The organism is Sporomusa sp. (assembly GCF_035561255.1).
GTDB lineage: Bacteria > Bacillota > Negativicutes > Sporomusales > Sporomusaceae > Sporomusa.
Window position 1 is genome coordinate 1 of record NZ_DATMXX010000370.1, and the last position, 14,240, is coordinate 14,240.

Sequence of the window (14,240 nt, forward strand, 5' to 3'; positions counted from 1 at the left end):
GATTATTACAAACAGGAGTTATAGATAAATGAACATTAACACTCCCTATTACCTTATTGATGAGAAAAAATTGTTGCGTAATTTGCAGATTATTCAGCAGGTGCGCCAGCTTTCCGGGGCCAAGTCGGTATTGGCACTGAAATGTTTTTCCACCTGGAGTGTATTTGACCTGATGCGTGAGTATATGGATGGAACCACCTCCAGTTCGCTCTATGAGGCGCGGCTGGGTTCTGAAAAATTCGGCAAGGAAACACATGCTTATTGTGTGGGCTATTCCCAGGAAGATATCCTGGCCGTGGCTGAGTTTGCCGACAAAATTATATTTAACTCGGTTTCCCAGCTAGAGAGATATTATGATGCTGTGAAATCAGCAAAGCTTGGTTTACGGGTAAATCCTGGTATTAGCCACTCGCATTTTGATCTGGCCGACCCGGCGCGCAAGCATTCACGCCTGGGTGTGACAGACAAGGCGGCGCTGGCAAAGCAAATACACCGCCTCAGCGGCTTAATGTTTCATTACAATTGTGAAAATGATGATTTTGATACATTTTCACAGCAACTGGATACCATTGGGGACTGCTATGGAGACATACTTAAAGAACTGCAATGGGTAAGTCTTGGTGGCGGATTATATTTTACCAAAGAGGGCTACCCTATAGAAAAGTTCAGCAAAAAACTGGCAGAGTTCGCTGATAAGTTTAAGGTTCAAGTGTATCTGGAACCTGGTGAAAGTGCCATTACCGGCTGCACCGAACTGGTTACCAGTGTTGTTGATTTAGTGAATAATGAACTGGATATTGCCATTGTTGATGCTTCGGTAGAAGGGCATATGCTGGATTTATTGATATACCGGCTGCCGGCTAAGATTGAGACAGGCGATATGGGGCAGCATAGATACATGGTTGCTGGAAGATCGTGTCTTGCGGGCGATGTCTTTGGGACATTTAATTTTACAGATAAGCTGGAAATCGGTACTGAAATCCGGTTTGCAGATGCAGCAGGATATACAATGGTAAAGAAGAACTGGTTTAATGGGCTGCAAATGCCGGCAATCGCTGTGCGCAGGCTGGATGATACTGTTGAGGTTATCCGTCAATTCACTTACTCGGATTTCTTAAATAATTTATCATAAATTAATTTTTTTAGCAGAGGAGAAAGAAATGAGGAAAAATGTTTTAATTGTTGGTGCTGGTGGCGTGGGTCATGTAGTAGCCCATAAATGTGCGATGAATAACGATGTTTTGGGTGATATCTGTATTGCTTCACGTACCCAGCAAAAGTGCGACGCTATTATTGAAAGCGTATTGCGCAAAAATCACATGAAGGATTCATCGAAAAAACTATACTCGCGTGAAGTTGATGCAATGGATGTTCCTGCTTTGGTTGAGTTAATCAAAGCTACCAAGTCTGAAATAGTTATTAATGTAGGCCAGTCCTATATTAATATGTCGGTCCTGGAGGCTTGTATTGAAACAGGTGCGGTGTATATGGATACCGCAATCCATGAGGAACCGGACAAGGTTTGTGAGAATCCACCCTGGTACGCCAATTATGAATGGAAACGCAAAGAACGCTGCCAGGACAAAGGGGTCACAGCAATCTTAGGTATCGGTTTTGATCCCGGGGTGGTCAATGCGTGGTGTGCGTTGGCCCAAAAAGATTATTTTGATACAATTGATTCTATTGATATATTAGATGTTAATGCCGGCAGCCATGGCAAGTATTTTGCCACAAATTTTGATCCGGAGATTAATTTCCGGGAATTTAAGAAAGTCTGGACCTGGGTTGATCGTAAATGGGTATTGCAAAAGGTTCATTCTATTAAAGTCGACTATGATTTCCCGGTAGTGGGAAACTGTTCGGTGTACTTAACCGGGCATGATGAGCTGCATTCTTTGTCCAAAAATATTAATGCAAATTCTATCCGGTTTTGGATGGGGTTTGGCGAACATTATCTCAATGTATTCTCTGTTTTGACCAACCTTGGACTTACCTCGGAAAAACCGGTTAAAATAGCGGAAGGTGTGGAAATCGCACCCCTTAAGGTATTAAAGGCATTGTTGCCAGATCCGTCCTCGCTGGCTATTAATTATACAGGGAAAACCTGCATTGGCAATTTCATTCAGGGAACCAAAGGCAATGAAAAGCGCGAAATTTTTATTTATAATATTTGTGATCATGCTGAGTGTTATCAGGAAGTGGAATCCCAGGCAATTAGCTATACGGCCGGGGTGCCGGCAGCAGCAGCGGCAATCTTAGTTGCTCGCGGCGACTGGGATGTAAAGCATATGGTCAATGTGGAAGAACTTGATCCTACACCTTTTATAGAGCTGCTTGATACAATGGGCCTGCCGACCGAGGTTATTGAAGCACCTGCAACCTTTGTGGCGCCGGTTATTGAATCATTAGATTCTATTTGATTATACTGGAAAACCTCCTGGGGATGCCGTTTGGTCATCCGCAGGAGGTTTTTGTTATTCTTGATGAAACATAATGAGCTAGGGGGAAAAAGTGCCTCTCTTCAGTAGTAGCCTGAAGAGAGGCACTTTTTCTTAAAGCGGTCAACTAACAGGGATTGATAAGCGTGGGTCCGCTTGAGACACCAAGTTAATATGGGCAAGTTTCTCGACAAACAAAGGTATTGCAGGGTTAGGATTTTCACTGTCCCAAATAAGTGTCATATTCCCATAAGCTTCTTTACCCTTCATAAAAACAAAGCGAATCCCACCAGCTCGCAGCTGATTCATGCGCAGCAGGGCAGGATCTCCGACCATAAATGAAACACCGACCCCTGCTTGGACTTGCCAGAGCATAGTATCAAAATTTGCTGATTTACAGACAAGATTTGGTGTAAATCCGGTTTTTTCACACTGTTTATGAAACCAGTCGAATGCTTGTGGATACCTGCTTTTATCAATAAGAATAAAGGGCTCATGTTTCATATCAGCAAGAGCAAGGCAGTGATTACTGGCATACGGGTGATTATGAGGCAACAGAAACCCAAGCCTGTCTCTGCGTACCACTTGCAAGGAGAATTTAGATTTTAGCTCATTACCCATAAAACCAGTGAACCCAATATCAAATTCGCCACGTTTTAGCGCATCTTCGATCATTGCAAGAGGGAGAACACGAATTTCTAAGCTAATTTTCGGATAAAGTGCTGTAAACTTTTTTATCGCCAGCGGTAAAATTGCATATTCAATTCCTATACAACAAATGCGTAAGATTCCCCTAATACCACTATCAGCCTCACGTGATTTAATAAAAACCGAGCTGATCTTGTCCATAAGAGGTTCAACATCCTGGAGTAAGACGTGACCTGCAGCAGTTAAACGTACAGTGCGATTATTGCGAATGAATAACTGCACGCCCAGTTCTTTCTCTAAAACTGAGATTTGCCTGCTTAAAACAGATTGAGCAATATAGAGTTGTTTGGCGGCTTCGGTGAAGTTTAAATGATGGGCAGTAACAATAAAGGATCGCAAAAAAGAGATATCCATATCATTTTTTCTCCCCTACTATGTAGAATATTTTGAACATTAGTTTAATTATAGATTTACAATCCATGGATTGCAACAGCCTGTAATCCATTTTAAGTATTAATGGTGAACAGGTATTTGAATTTTACGTGACTACTATTTCGCTCTATCATAGTACTAGATCCAATAGTCAGAAAATTGCTGAGCAAGACACTACCGGAGAGAAGGTGAGTAGTTCGTTATGAGAACAGCGCGCTGGAAATAGGGAAACAAAACTAAACAAGGAGCTGATGAGAGCATGAAAACTGGACAGGAATTGTACACAGAGCACTGGAACCGGCTCGCAATGGCAGCATCACTGCAAAAGACTGACCGAACCCCGATCTACTTACATGCCGGTCCATTTGCTGTTAGGCAGGCCGGCGGAAAAATGTCTGACTTAGTCACTAATATTGAGTATGGGCAAGAACTGGCTCTTAAAGGGCTTCTGGCCCTGGGAGATATTGACGGTGCCGATATTGTCGAGTATCCGGTTATTGCCGGTGTTCCCTTTCTGGGACACACCAAACTTCCCGGACGTGACCTGCCTGAGGATATGCAATGGCAGATTGATGAACGGGGCGAGATGACTGAGGCTGATTATGACACCATTATTAACAAGGGGTGGAATGTTTTTTTTGCAGACTTTTGTCAAAGACATCTGGGCAATGCGCTTGAAGATCTACAATATTTTGCCAAAGTAAAAGAACAAGCCGAAAAGAATTTCATGGCAGCTGGAGTTGTACAACTATCAGGCATATTTGCCGGGCCGGCCTTTGGCGCTATCTGCGGCGGTCGCTCGATCAGCAAATTTATGCGAGATCTGCATAAGATTCCGGATAAGGTGGAAGCAGCTTTGGAAGCAGCACTGGAAGACAGAATCGCCAACTTTCAGAAACAAATACGTTCAGCCGATAAGCAGTTTTCAGTTATTCTGGCAGTGGGTCGGGGCGCTGGCGATTTCTTGACAAGGAAAGCCTTTGACCGGTTTGTATGGCCTCATATCAAGAAGATCGTGGAGGTGATGGTTGCAGAAGGGGTATTTGTGCATTTGCATATGGATATGAGTTGGGATCGTTTTTTGGATTATTTTCTGGAATTACCTAAAGGCAAGTGCATTTTTGCACCAGACGGTTCCACTAACATGGCCAAGGTAAAAGAAGTGCTGGCTGGGCATATGTGCGTTATGGGGGATGTTCCCGCTGCCCTGCTGACATTAGGTACCCCAGATGAAGTTTATAGATACAGCAAGCGTCTGGTAGATGATTTCGCCCCAACCGGATTTATTATGGGAGCTGGCTGCTGTGTACCGCTTAATGCTAACCCGGAAAATGTCAAGGCAATGGTTGCGGCCGCCATCGGCAAGTAAACTTTCAATTAAAAATAGGAGAGTGAATGGGATGAGTGATAAACAATATGGCTTTGTCACCAAAGCTGCGGTACTATCGGTTGCTTTACTCATGTATACCACAGCAACGACAACCCCCGCCCTGGGTGCAATTGCCAAAGCCTTTCCCGATGTAAGCCCTGATACCGTAAAACAGATTGCCTCATTACCTTCTTTGATGATGATCGTTGGATCATTGCTTACTGGTCAGCTTGAGCGTTTCATGACCAAAAAGGCCATCTTATATATCTCGATGACCGTCCAGCTTATTGCCGGCGTAATCCCCGCCTTTTACGGCGATATGACCCTGATTTTAATTTGCCGGGCGTTCTTTGGGGTTGGCTATGGCCTGGTATTCCCACTGGCCTCTTCACTCATTGCTGATTTGTTTGACGGCCGGGAGCGGGATACCCTTATGGGGCTTAAAAGCGCTGTAGGTGCAGCAGCAGGTATTGTATTTCAGATGCTGGGTGCTTATTTAGCTGTTATCTCCTGGCGGCATGCATTTTTAGGCTTCCTGCTGATCATCCCCATTTTCCTAATGATCTTACTTAAACTGCCTGAACCTGATAAGAAACCGGCACCGGCGGCAACTGATGCTGCTTCCCAAGCCCGGTTAACCCCAGCCACCTGGTATATCTGCATATTTAATTTGTTTTATAACATGATTCAGTTCTCTTTTATGACCAATGTAGCTATTGTCATGACAACAGGCAAAATCGGCAGTGCCATGGAAGCCGGGATGGTGCTGACCGCATTTACGGCCGCCGCTTTTGTCGCCGGTCTGGCGTATGGCAAGGTATCGCAGGTTTGCCAACGGTATACTGTCGCACTTGCGGTTGGTTTAGTCGGACTCGCCTTCCTGGTTCTGCTCAATGTAGATACCTATGTCATGTTTCTTGCCGCAGGCGCTCTCTTTGGCCTGGGATTTGGAACCTATAATCCGGCGGTTACGCTGCTATTAATTGGTACTGCCCACAAGTCTGCCGCCACTCTTGCTTTATCGTTTTTTGTTGCCTTGATGGGCGTCGGACAATTTTTATCGCCAATTGCGCTTGGTTTTATCACCAAAACAATTGGTTTTACAGGTCCTCTGGCCGCATGGAAGGTAGCAGCACCAACCTGCCTGATTGCTGCTGTGGTATTGACTTTACTAATCGCTTTCAGTAAACCCAAGAGTACAGGCACTGTGCACATGTAGTTTGAATAATGATGCCATCCGGGTTGCCGGAAGGGTAAAAACGGAGGATAACAATGAATTTTAAGCAAACCGAAGAACAAGAATTGTTGCTGGAAAGCCTCAGGGAGCTGATCGTCCGTGATGGCTCGGAGGATTATTTCCGGGATTGTGATGAAAGGCATCAATATCCTGATCGATTTATGAAAGCGCTGCTTGAAGGCGGCTTTGGCCTGCTCGGTATACCGGAAGAATACGGCGGCACCGAAGTTGATAATCTGACATTAATGATGGTAGCCGAAGAATTGACCAAAGCTGGCGTGCCCAGTTATCTTTACGGTAATGCGTTGCCGGTCGATGATATGCTGACCTTTGGCAGTGATGAGCAGAAAAAGATCACAATGGAGTATGTCAAACAGGGAATTATGCCATTTTGCTTAGGGTTCAGCGAACCACAGGCAGGATCAGACAGCAGTGCTATGGCCACAACATATACCCGCAGCAATGGTAAAGTTTACATTAATGGCCATAAGACATTTATTACCGGGGCAAATCGTTCGCCATATATGCTGTGTATGGCTAAAGATCCTGAAAGTATTGATCCGGCTAAGGCCTTTACCATGTGGTTTGTACCCATGACGGCACCGGGAATAACGGTTGAGCCCTTGCCGAAACTTGGTATGAATATGGTGGATAGCTGCGAAGTCTACCTGGACAATGTTGAAGTGGCAGAGAAAGACTTAGTGGGCGCGGAGGGTAAGGGCTTTGTACAACTGATGAAGAATTTTGAAATAGAGCGCCTGATGCTGGCAGCAGCAACGATGGGGGCTGCGGAGTGTGCTTTTGGCGATGCGGTCCGCTATGCCAATCAACGTATCCAGTTTGGCAAAAAAATTGGACAATTCCAACTAGTCCAAGAAAAATTAACCTATATGGCCATTAAAATTGAAAACATGCGTAATATGATCTACAAGACCGCCTGGGAGAAAGATAATGGAGTCTCCATAAAAATCTCGTCAACCCTGGCTAAGCTCTACTGTGCGCAAGCGGCTTTTGAGGTTATCGATGACGCTATGCAGATTCTTGGCGGGATTGGTTATACGACAGATCATCGTGTTTCCCGGCTGTGGCGGGATTCACGCGTGCAGCGGATTGCCGGCGGCACTGACGAGATTATGATTCATATTGCCGGCAGAGCCATTTTAAAAGAATACGCTAAATAGCAATAACCTGACGATAGATTTAAATCATTTATTATCGATAAGAATGAATTTACTGGGGGAAACATTATGACAGAAAAAACTGTTGTACCCGGATTTGGGGCATTATCAGGTGTAAAAGTAGTCAATGCCTCACTTACGATTGCCGGCCCATTCGCAGCCCAGATGATGGCCGATTTTGGTGCAGATGTCATCTGGATAGAAAGCCCTTTAATGATGGATATTGCCCGTACAGGCTCACAAATGCTGGGGCAGCAAGACCGTCGCAATCAGCGGACAATATCACTTAATATCCCCTCGCCGGAGGGCAGGGAAATATTTCTTAAACTGCTCAAAGACGCTGATATATTTATTGAAGCCTCGAAAGGTGGCCAGTATGCCAAATGGGGGCTGACAGACGAGGTCTTATGGGACTGTAACCCGGCATTGGTTATTGTCCATATTTCCGGCTTCGGCCAGGATGGGATCAAACGGCATGTGGCGCGCCCTTCCTTTGACCCCATTGCGCAGGCTTTTGGCTGCTTTATGAATTTGAATGGCTTTCCAGATAGGCCGCCAATTGCGGCAGTGCCGTTTGTAGCCGATTATTTTACCGGACTTTTTGCTTTGAGCGGGGCGTTAGCGGCCTTGCATAAGGCCAGGGAGACAGGTAAAGGTGATAGTATTGACGTTGCCCAGTATGAAACAATGATCCGGCTCCAGCCCTATGTACTGGATTACATGAATTTAGGGGTTAAACCACAGCGTGAAGGAAGCCAAAGTGCGGTGCTTGCCGGTTGGGGAAGCTTCACCTGTCAAGACAAAAAAAATATTTTTATAGCAATCGGTGGTGGCGGTGTGCTCAAGAATGCCCTGCACTTCTTAGGTCTGGAATTTGGGTCTGCGGAGTTCCCCAGCAATAAACCTAACGTCTTTAAGGGAACCCCCGGGGGCACACTGCTGAACAAAAAGCTTGAAGAGTATTGTGCGGTTAGGACGGTCGAAGAAGCCGAAGCCGAACTTATTGACGCCGGTGTTCCTTGCAGTGCCATTATGGATTATGAAATGGCGGTAACCCATCCGCATTATCAGGCTCGCGAAGTATTTATTGAGTGGGAGACCATGAGTGGTGAAAAAATAAAAGGCATTAATGTGTTCCCTAAATTTAAACACAATCCTGGTAAAGTCTGGCGGGCGATGCCGGGGATTGGTATGGATAATGAGGAGATTCTTTCAAGTTTAGGCTTGTCCGACGGTGAAATACAGAATTTATATGAGAAAAAGGTAATTGTGAAAAGATAGCCCAGGAGTAAATCGAAGTAACTTACTTTACTAACAACAAGAGGTGAAATAAGTGAACGTAATAGCCTGTTACAAGGTTGTGCCTGATGAACAAGATATTGTTATCCGTCCAGACCGCACACTGTCTTTTGATAAAGCGGAGTGGAAGATTGGTCAATACGACCTGCATGCCATAGAAACCGGTATGCAAATTGTCGAAGTGGCGAGTGGCAAGCTGTCAGCACTTAGCATCGGTTCCAGACAACTGGAAAGCACCAAGCTGAAGAAAGGTATTCTCTCACGGGGCCCGGGAGATCTCTTTCAGGTGATTGATGAATCCCTGGCCGTGGCTGACTCATATCATACAGCCAGTGTTTTAGCTGCTGCTATCAAAAAGATAGGCGGTATTGATCTGGTACTGTGTGGTGAAGGCTCTTCTGATCTTTATGCCCAGCAAGTGGGTGCGCAACTTGGCGAATTACTGGCTATGACAACAGTTAATGCCGTCAGTAAGCTTACCGTTGAGGGGGATAAGCTTATTGCCGAGCGCACATTGGAAGAGGAAGTTGAAGTGGTGGAAATCCCGTTACCGGCAGTTGTCTCTGTTACCACAGATATTAATTTGCCACGTATCCCTAGTATGAAAGAAATCCTGGCAGCAGGAAAAAAGCCTGTTACACAATGGAGTCTGGCGGATATTGGCCTGGAAATCAGCACCCAAAGCACCGAAATTATTAGTACGCTAGCCCCACTGCAGGCTGAGCGTAAACAGATTATTTTAGAAGGCGAATCAGAAGAAATAATTAATAAGTTCTTTGAGAGTCTCCGCAAAGTGTTGTAGTTGAGAGGAGGAAAATAAAATAGATGAGTGCAGTAAAGAATGTATGGGTATTTGCTGAAAAGCACGAGGCATTAGCTGAACTCTGTGCGGGGGGGCATCAAATCGGAGAGCGTGTATCAGCCTTATTGATTGGGACTAAGAGCGATGCCGAAGAATTGGCTAATGCGGCCGCAGACCAAGTCTACTGGCTGGGAGAAACTGATTCCGCCAGGATGCTGGAAGACTATGTACTCACATTAGTAAAGCTTGTTAATGAGAGACGGCCTGATGTGCTTTTGGTTGGTTCTTCAAAAAGGGCCAGGCTGCTTGCCGGACGGCTGGCAGCACGGCTGGGAACAGCGGTGCTTGCCGATGTGATGGAGTTTATAACCAGCGGTAAGCAGCTGCAGTGCAAGCGCATGGTCTATGGCGGTGCAGCTGTCTGCACCGAAATATCGGGTGCCAGCACGGTCATTGCTACCGTAGCAGCCGGTATATTTAGTACAACAGCAGTAGTTGCCGCCCCGCAAGGCACGATTGAAAGCGTGGCTTTTGTCGAACCGGGACAAGGCCTGAAACGCCTGGAGAGGCGGGTCAAAGGGGGAGTACACGTTAATCTGGCAGCAGCTAAACGGGTGATTGCCGTCGGACGCGGTATTGCTAATCAGGAAGACCTGACAATGATCAAGGAATTAGCTAACTTGATTGGCGCAGAGCTTGGCTGTACACGACCGCTGTCCGAAGGTGTTAACTGGTTACCCCGGGAGCGTTATATCGGGGTGTCTGGCGTTATGTTTAAACCGGAACTATATATTGGGATAGGCATCTCCGGTCAGGTTCAACATATGGTTGGCTGCGACCAAGCCGGGACAATTTTTGTAATCAACAAGGATAAAACAGCGCCGATTTTCACCCAGGCCGATTATGGTGTGATCGGCGATCTCTACAAAATAATCCCGGCTTTGATCGAAAAAGTAAAGGGGAATAAAACACCGCAATGAGCAGCGATAAATATGACGTCATTATTATTGGCGGTGGACCGGCAGGGCTGGCTGCAGCCTATAAGCTGGCGCAAGCGGGGATCGAAGTTGTACTTGTAGAACGCGGCGATTATCCAGGGAGCAAGAATTTGAGTGGCGGTGCTCTCTATAGCCGGGTTTTAGACAAACTTATTCCTGGTTTTTGGGAAGAGGCTCCTATTGAACGCTATATTACAAATTATATTACCTCAATGACCACTCAAGACGATTACTTCAACCTGGAATACAAGAGTAAGGCATTAGGAGGTACGCCCTATAATGCCGTCTCAGTCCTGCGGGCCAAGTTTGACCGATGGTTAGCCGAAAAGGCAGAAGCGGCTGGGGCGATGATTGTTACTGGTATAAAAGTAGAAAAAGTACTGCGGGAGTCAAATCGGATTATTGGTATTAGTACCGGCGATGAGGAGATGCTGGCCGATGTAGTCATTGCCGCGGACGGTATCAACTCGTTCATCGCTCAGGAAGCAGGCTTGCGGGGTCCAATAAAACAGGAACATTTATCTGTTGGAACCAAAGCCTTGATTGAATTACCGCAAGCAATTATTGAGGAAAGATTTAGGCTTATGGGAAAGGAAGGCGCGGCGTATGCCATCCTGGGCGCAGTAAGTCATGGTGTAGCAGGAGGGGCATTCCTGTACACCAATCTTGAGAGTCTCTCAGTTGGGGTCGTTCTGCGCTTAGATGACTTGGTCAAGTTTGCAGTCCAACCGTCTGATATTCTGGATGACTTGCTTGAGCATCCGTTGATAGCGCCATTAGTCAAGGGCGGAAAGATGGTTGAGTATGGCGCTCATATCACCGGTGAAGGCGGGTTGCATATGATGCCGTCCAAGCTCTGGTCTAATGGTATGCTTATCATTGGGGATGCCGCAGGCTTTACTATTAATACGGGCCTGGTTATCAGGGGGATGGACTTAGCGATCGCTTCCGGGATGGCAGCTGCTGATACCGTGATTGAGGCTAAAGCCAGGAGAGATTTTAGTGAGAGCTCCTTAAGTGGCTACAACCGCAACCTCGAACGTTTTGTCATGCAGGATATGAAACTGTATGCCCATGTACCAGGGTTTATGGAAAGCGAGCGCTTGTACAAACAATACGCCCCGCTTGTTACCGGTCTCTTTGGCAAAGCCTACTTACATGATCTGACTCCGAAAGAGCACTTGCTCAGGATTGCCATGAAATCACTGCAGGAAAGTGGCATCCCCATGCTGGGCTTAATCAAAGATGGGATTAGGGGGGCGCGCGCGTTATGAACCGGCTGAGTATATCAGACAAGCTGGCGTTAGATAAATTTGAAGTAGATGAGGGAGTCCCACATATCAATATTAATAACGATCTATGCAAAACATGTGTCAGCAAGAATTGTCTGCGGGTCTGCCCAGCGGGGCTTTACAGTGAACAAGATAGTGGGATTATTGTAGAATGGGCTGGTTGTCTGGAGTGTGGCACATGCCGGGCGGTGTGCAGCCAGGGGGCTCTTGACTGGAAGTATCCCCGGGGCGGCTTTGGCATCATCTATCGCCAGGGATAGATGATGCCAAAGCGTCATTTATCAGCTGCATGAGTGATGTACTGAAATGATGGCCAGTATACAGCGGAGTAGTCGGGAGATGAAAAGATGAACGTGATGAAAAGCGAACTAAAAACGAAAGCGGCGGTCTTATCGGTCGCCCTGCTGTTGTATACCTCAAGTATGACAACCCCGGCAATTGGCGCTATTGCGAAGGCTTTTCCTGACGTAAGTCCGGAATTAATCAAGCAGGTTGCGGCTTTGCCTCCGTTAATGACTATTGTGGGGGCATTGCTTACCGGGCAGCTCGAACAGTTTATGAAAAAAAAGACGATCCTGTATTTCGCGATTGCCATAGAATTCCTGTTTGGGGGAATCATCCCCGCAGTCTACGGCGATATGACCTTTATTTTGGTCTGTCGTGCTATTTTTGGTCTTGGCTATGGTCTTATTTTTCCGCTGGCCTCTTCACTTGTCGCCGATTTATTTGAAGGTCAGGAACGCGATGCCATGATGGGACTAAAAAGTGCCATTGGCGCAGCTGCCGGCATCGTATTTCAGATGATTGGCGGCTATTTAGCAGTGATCTCCTGGCGGTATGCTTTTTGGGGTTTTTTACTGCTCATTCCCATATTTATAGTCATTGCATTAGTGCTGCCTGAACCGGCAAGAAAACCCAAGCCGTCTGCAGCTAATGGCTTCTCTAATGGCAGATTAACCCGCCGGACCTGGTATCTTTCTATTTTAAATTTGTTATATAACATTGTGTTATTCTCGTTTATGACCAATGTGGCGATTGTAATGGCAGAAGGTAAGATTGGCAATGCCGCCCAGGCGGGGGTAGTTCTTACGGCATTTACCAGCGGTGCTTTTGCTACTGGTTTGTTATATGGGAAAATAGCTCAGATATTTAGAGAGTATACCGCGGCACTCGCAGTTGGTTTGGTCGGCCTGGCGTTTCTGATACTAGTCCATGTGCATACATATCCGCTGTTTGTAATAGCCGGTATTGTCTTTGGTCTGGGATTTGGTATTTATAATCCAGCGCTTACGCTGCTGGTTGTCGGTAGCGCCCACCAGTCGGCAGCTACCCTTGCCGTATCGATTTATATCGCTTTACAGGGAGTGGGTCAGTTTTTATCGCCAATTGTTCTTGCCTTTGTCACCAAGATACTTGGTTTCCATGGCCCGAAAGCAGCTTGGCTGGTAGCCGGGCCAACGCTTATAGTTACCTGTGCGGTTATTATCCTGGTGACAGCTTTACTCAAACTCAAAAGCAAAACCGTTACTAATTCATAATTTGTGTGCTTACACAATCATAAAGAAGGTGGAGTCTATGCGCCGATCCAGGTTAGAAAACCTGCAACATATTTTACCACTGTTGCCATCGCTGTTTGAGGAACCAGTCAGTATTTCGCTAATTGATTTAGAGACATTACTTGTCCTTGATAAAATTGAGCACCCCACTTTGCAGAACTCAACAACTCAACTTCCTCCCAGTTTCCGAGAAACGAAATCGTACAAAATGTTAATTGCCGGTAAGCCGGTAATGATCCGTATTCCCAAGGGAGCCCACGGCAGCCTGGTAGCCAATGTTACTATCGGCGTACCCATTTTTGACGATGATAACCAACACGTACTGGCCTACGTAGGTGTTATACGCTCAACAGAAAAGTATGATGAATTAATTAATTCAGGTCAGGAAATCCTTGCTGCTGTTGAGGAAATTTCCGCCTCAACAGAGAGTCTTGATCTTAGTGGGCAGCAGCTTTCGGAAATGGCCAAGAAGATGAATGCAGACACTAAGCGAGTCAAGCAAGATTCAATTGCAGTTGGCAGTATCTCTAATGAAATAAAAAGAATCTCAGTTTCGACAAATATCCTGGGTATAAATGCTGCTATTGAGTCGGCACGCGCAGGGGAATTGGGGCGCGGCTTTAATATTGTCGCCACTGAAGTACGGAAATTAGCTGAAAACACCAAAGATTCGGTTATTAGTATTGAGGAAAAAATTAATAATGTTCATCAATCTGTTACTGGGCTTGCCGGGTCAATCAAGGATATGAGCAGTTACTGTGAAGCACAAGCTGCAGGCATTAGTGAATTAAGACTAGCCTTGGTTCAAGTTGCGCGTATGGCTGAGAACCTTGTTAAGCTTGGGACGGTGGAAATGCCCAAGTAAAGCCAGCTTACAAGATTAATGCGCAATAAGTTTTTACCATCTAGTTTATGCATTGATAGTGAACAGCTTTTTGAATTTTACAGTGTCAGCCGGATTAGATTATGATATCAACAAGACACAATAATC

The 14,240-nt window shown here is 45.9% G+C and carries 13 protein-coding genes; 12 read left to right on the forward strand and 1 reads right to left on the reverse strand.

The genetic code is table 11. From position 1 onward, the window contains the following. Window positions 1–28 precede the first annotated feature (28 nt). Together nspC and VN379_RS21075 are read left to right on the forward strand one after the other, a co-directional pair. Window positions 29–1,132: a carboxynorspermidine decarboxylase gene (nspC, locus tag VN379_RS21070; RefSeq protein ID WP_325537518.1), complete on the forward strand. Its 1,104-nt coding sequence runs from the start codon at window positions 29–31 to the stop codon at window positions 1,130–1,132. Window positions 1,133–1,160: 28 nt separating this feature from the next. Beyond that, window positions 1,161–2,420, forward strand: coding sequence for a saccharopine dehydrogenase family protein (locus tag VN379_RS21075; RefSeq protein WP_325537520.1), 1,260 nt, complete (start codon window positions 1,161–1,163; stop codon window positions 2,418–2,420). Window positions 2,421–2,561: 141 nt separating this feature from the next. On the opposite strand, the gene VN379_RS21080 is transcribed toward VN379_RS21075, so the two are convergent. Then, window positions 2,562–3,500, reverse strand: a complete 939-nt coding sequence (locus VN379_RS21080) for a LysR family transcriptional regulator (protein ID WP_325537522.1) — start codon at window positions 3,498–3,500, stop codon at window positions 2,562–2,564. Window positions 3,501–3,777: 277 nt separating this feature from the next. Here VN379_RS21080 and VN379_RS21085 point away from each other — a divergent pair, with 277 nt between their 5' ends. From VN379_RS21085 to VN379_RS21130, 10 genes are all read left to right on the forward strand, one after another. After that, complete coding sequence (locus VN379_RS21085; protein WP_325537524.1) at window positions 3,778–4,887, forward strand: uroporphyrinogen decarboxylase family protein; 1,110 nt, start codon at window positions 3,778–3,780, stop codon at window positions 4,885–4,887. Window positions 4,888–4,918: 31 nt separating this feature from the next. Next, entirely contained in the window at window positions 4,919–6,106 is a 1,188-nt protein-coding gene (locus tag VN379_RS21090) for an MFS transporter (protein ID WP_325537526.1), read from the forward strand. A gap of 53 nt (window positions 6,107–6,159) precedes the next feature. Next, window positions 6,160–7,305 (forward strand): acyl-CoA dehydrogenase, encoded by a 1,146-nt coding sequence (locus VN379_RS21095; protein WP_325537528.1) that lies wholly within the window; start codon window positions 6,160–6,162, stop codon window positions 7,303–7,305. A gap of 66 nt (window positions 7,306–7,371) precedes the next feature. Further along, window positions 7,372–8,583: an L-carnitine CoA-transferase gene (gene caiB, locus VN379_RS21100; RefSeq protein ID WP_325537530.1), complete on the forward strand. Its 1,212-nt coding sequence runs from the start codon at window positions 7,372–7,374 to the stop codon at window positions 8,581–8,583. Between the two features lie 52 nt (window positions 8,584–8,635). Next, window positions 8,636–9,403, forward strand: coding sequence for an electron transfer flavoprotein (locus VN379_RS21105; RefSeq protein WP_325537532.1), 768 nt, complete (start codon window positions 8,636–8,638; stop codon window positions 9,401–9,403). Between the two features lie 23 nt (window positions 9,404–9,426). After that, window positions 9,427–10,383, forward strand: coding sequence for an electron transfer flavoprotein subunit alpha/FixB family protein (locus tag VN379_RS21110; RefSeq protein WP_325537534.1), 957 nt, complete (start codon window positions 9,427–9,429; stop codon window positions 10,381–10,383). Next, entirely contained in the window at window positions 10,380–11,675 is a 1,296-nt protein-coding gene (locus VN379_RS21115; protein WP_325537536.1) for an FAD-dependent oxidoreductase, read from the forward strand. The genes VN379_RS21110 and VN379_RS21115 overlap by 4 nt, the downstream gene beginning before the upstream one ends. After that, on the forward strand, window positions 11,672–11,953 hold the full coding sequence (locus VN379_RS21120) for a ferredoxin family protein (RefSeq protein ID WP_325537538.1): 282 nt from the start codon (window positions 11,672–11,674) through the stop codon (window positions 11,951–11,953). Before VN379_RS21115 ends, VN379_RS21120 begins: the two co-directional genes overlap by 4 nt. Before the next feature lie 87 nt (window positions 11,954–12,040). Beyond that, window positions 12,041–13,231, forward strand: coding sequence for an MFS transporter (locus VN379_RS21125; protein WP_325537540.1), 1,191 nt, complete (start codon window positions 12,041–12,043; stop codon window positions 13,229–13,231). Window positions 13,232–13,268: 37 nt separating this feature from the next. Then, window positions 13,269–14,114 carry a methyl-accepting chemotaxis protein gene (locus tag VN379_RS21130; protein WP_325537542.1) on the forward strand — a complete coding sequence of 282 codons (846 nt, stop codon included), beginning with the start codon at window positions 13,269–13,271 and terminating at the stop codon, window positions 14,112–14,114. Window positions 14,115–14,240 lie beyond the last annotated feature (126 nt).

Coding starts and splice junctions, on each gene's coding strand:
- VN379_RS21115 (WP_325537536.1), top strand. CDS start 10,380: ATGAGCAGCGATAAATATGACGTCATTATTATTGGCGGTGGACCGGCA.
- caiB (WP_325537530.1), top strand. CDS start 7,372: ATGACAGAAAAAACTGTTGTACCCGGATTTGGGGCATTATCAGGTGTA.
- VN379_RS21085 (WP_325537524.1), top strand. CDS start 3,778: ATGAAAACTGGACAGGAATTGTACACAGAGCACTGGAACCGGCTCGCA.
- VN379_RS21120 (WP_325537538.1), top strand. CDS start 11,672: ATGAACCGGCTGAGTATATCAGACAAGCTGGCGTTAGATAAATTTGAA.
- VN379_RS21130 (WP_325537542.1), top strand. CDS start 13,269: ATGCGCCGATCCAGGTTAGAAAACCTGCAACATATTTTACCACTGTTG.
- VN379_RS21110 (WP_325537534.1), top strand. CDS start 9,427: ATGAGTGCAGTAAAGAATGTATGGGTATTTGCTGAAAAGCACGAGGCA.
- VN379_RS21125 (WP_325537540.1), top strand. CDS start 12,041: ATGAACGTGATGAAAAGCGAACTAAAAACGAAAGCGGCGGTCTTATCG.
- VN379_RS21095 (WP_325537528.1), top strand. CDS start 6,160: ATGAATTTTAAGCAAACCGAAGAACAAGAATTGTTGCTGGAAAGCCTC.
- VN379_RS21090 (WP_325537526.1), top strand. CDS start 4,919: ATGAGTGATAAACAATATGGCTTTGTCACCAAAGCTGCGGTACTATCG.
- VN379_RS21075 (WP_325537520.1), top strand. CDS start 1,161: ATGAGGAAAAATGTTTTAATTGTTGGTGCTGGTGGCGTGGGTCATGTA.
- VN379_RS21080 (WP_325537522.1), bottom strand. CDS start 3,500: ATGGATATCTCTTTTTTGCGATCCTTTATTGTTACTGCCCATCATTTA.
- nspC (WP_325537518.1), top strand. CDS start 29: ATGAACATTAACACTCCCTATTACCTTATTGATGAGAAAAAATTGTTG.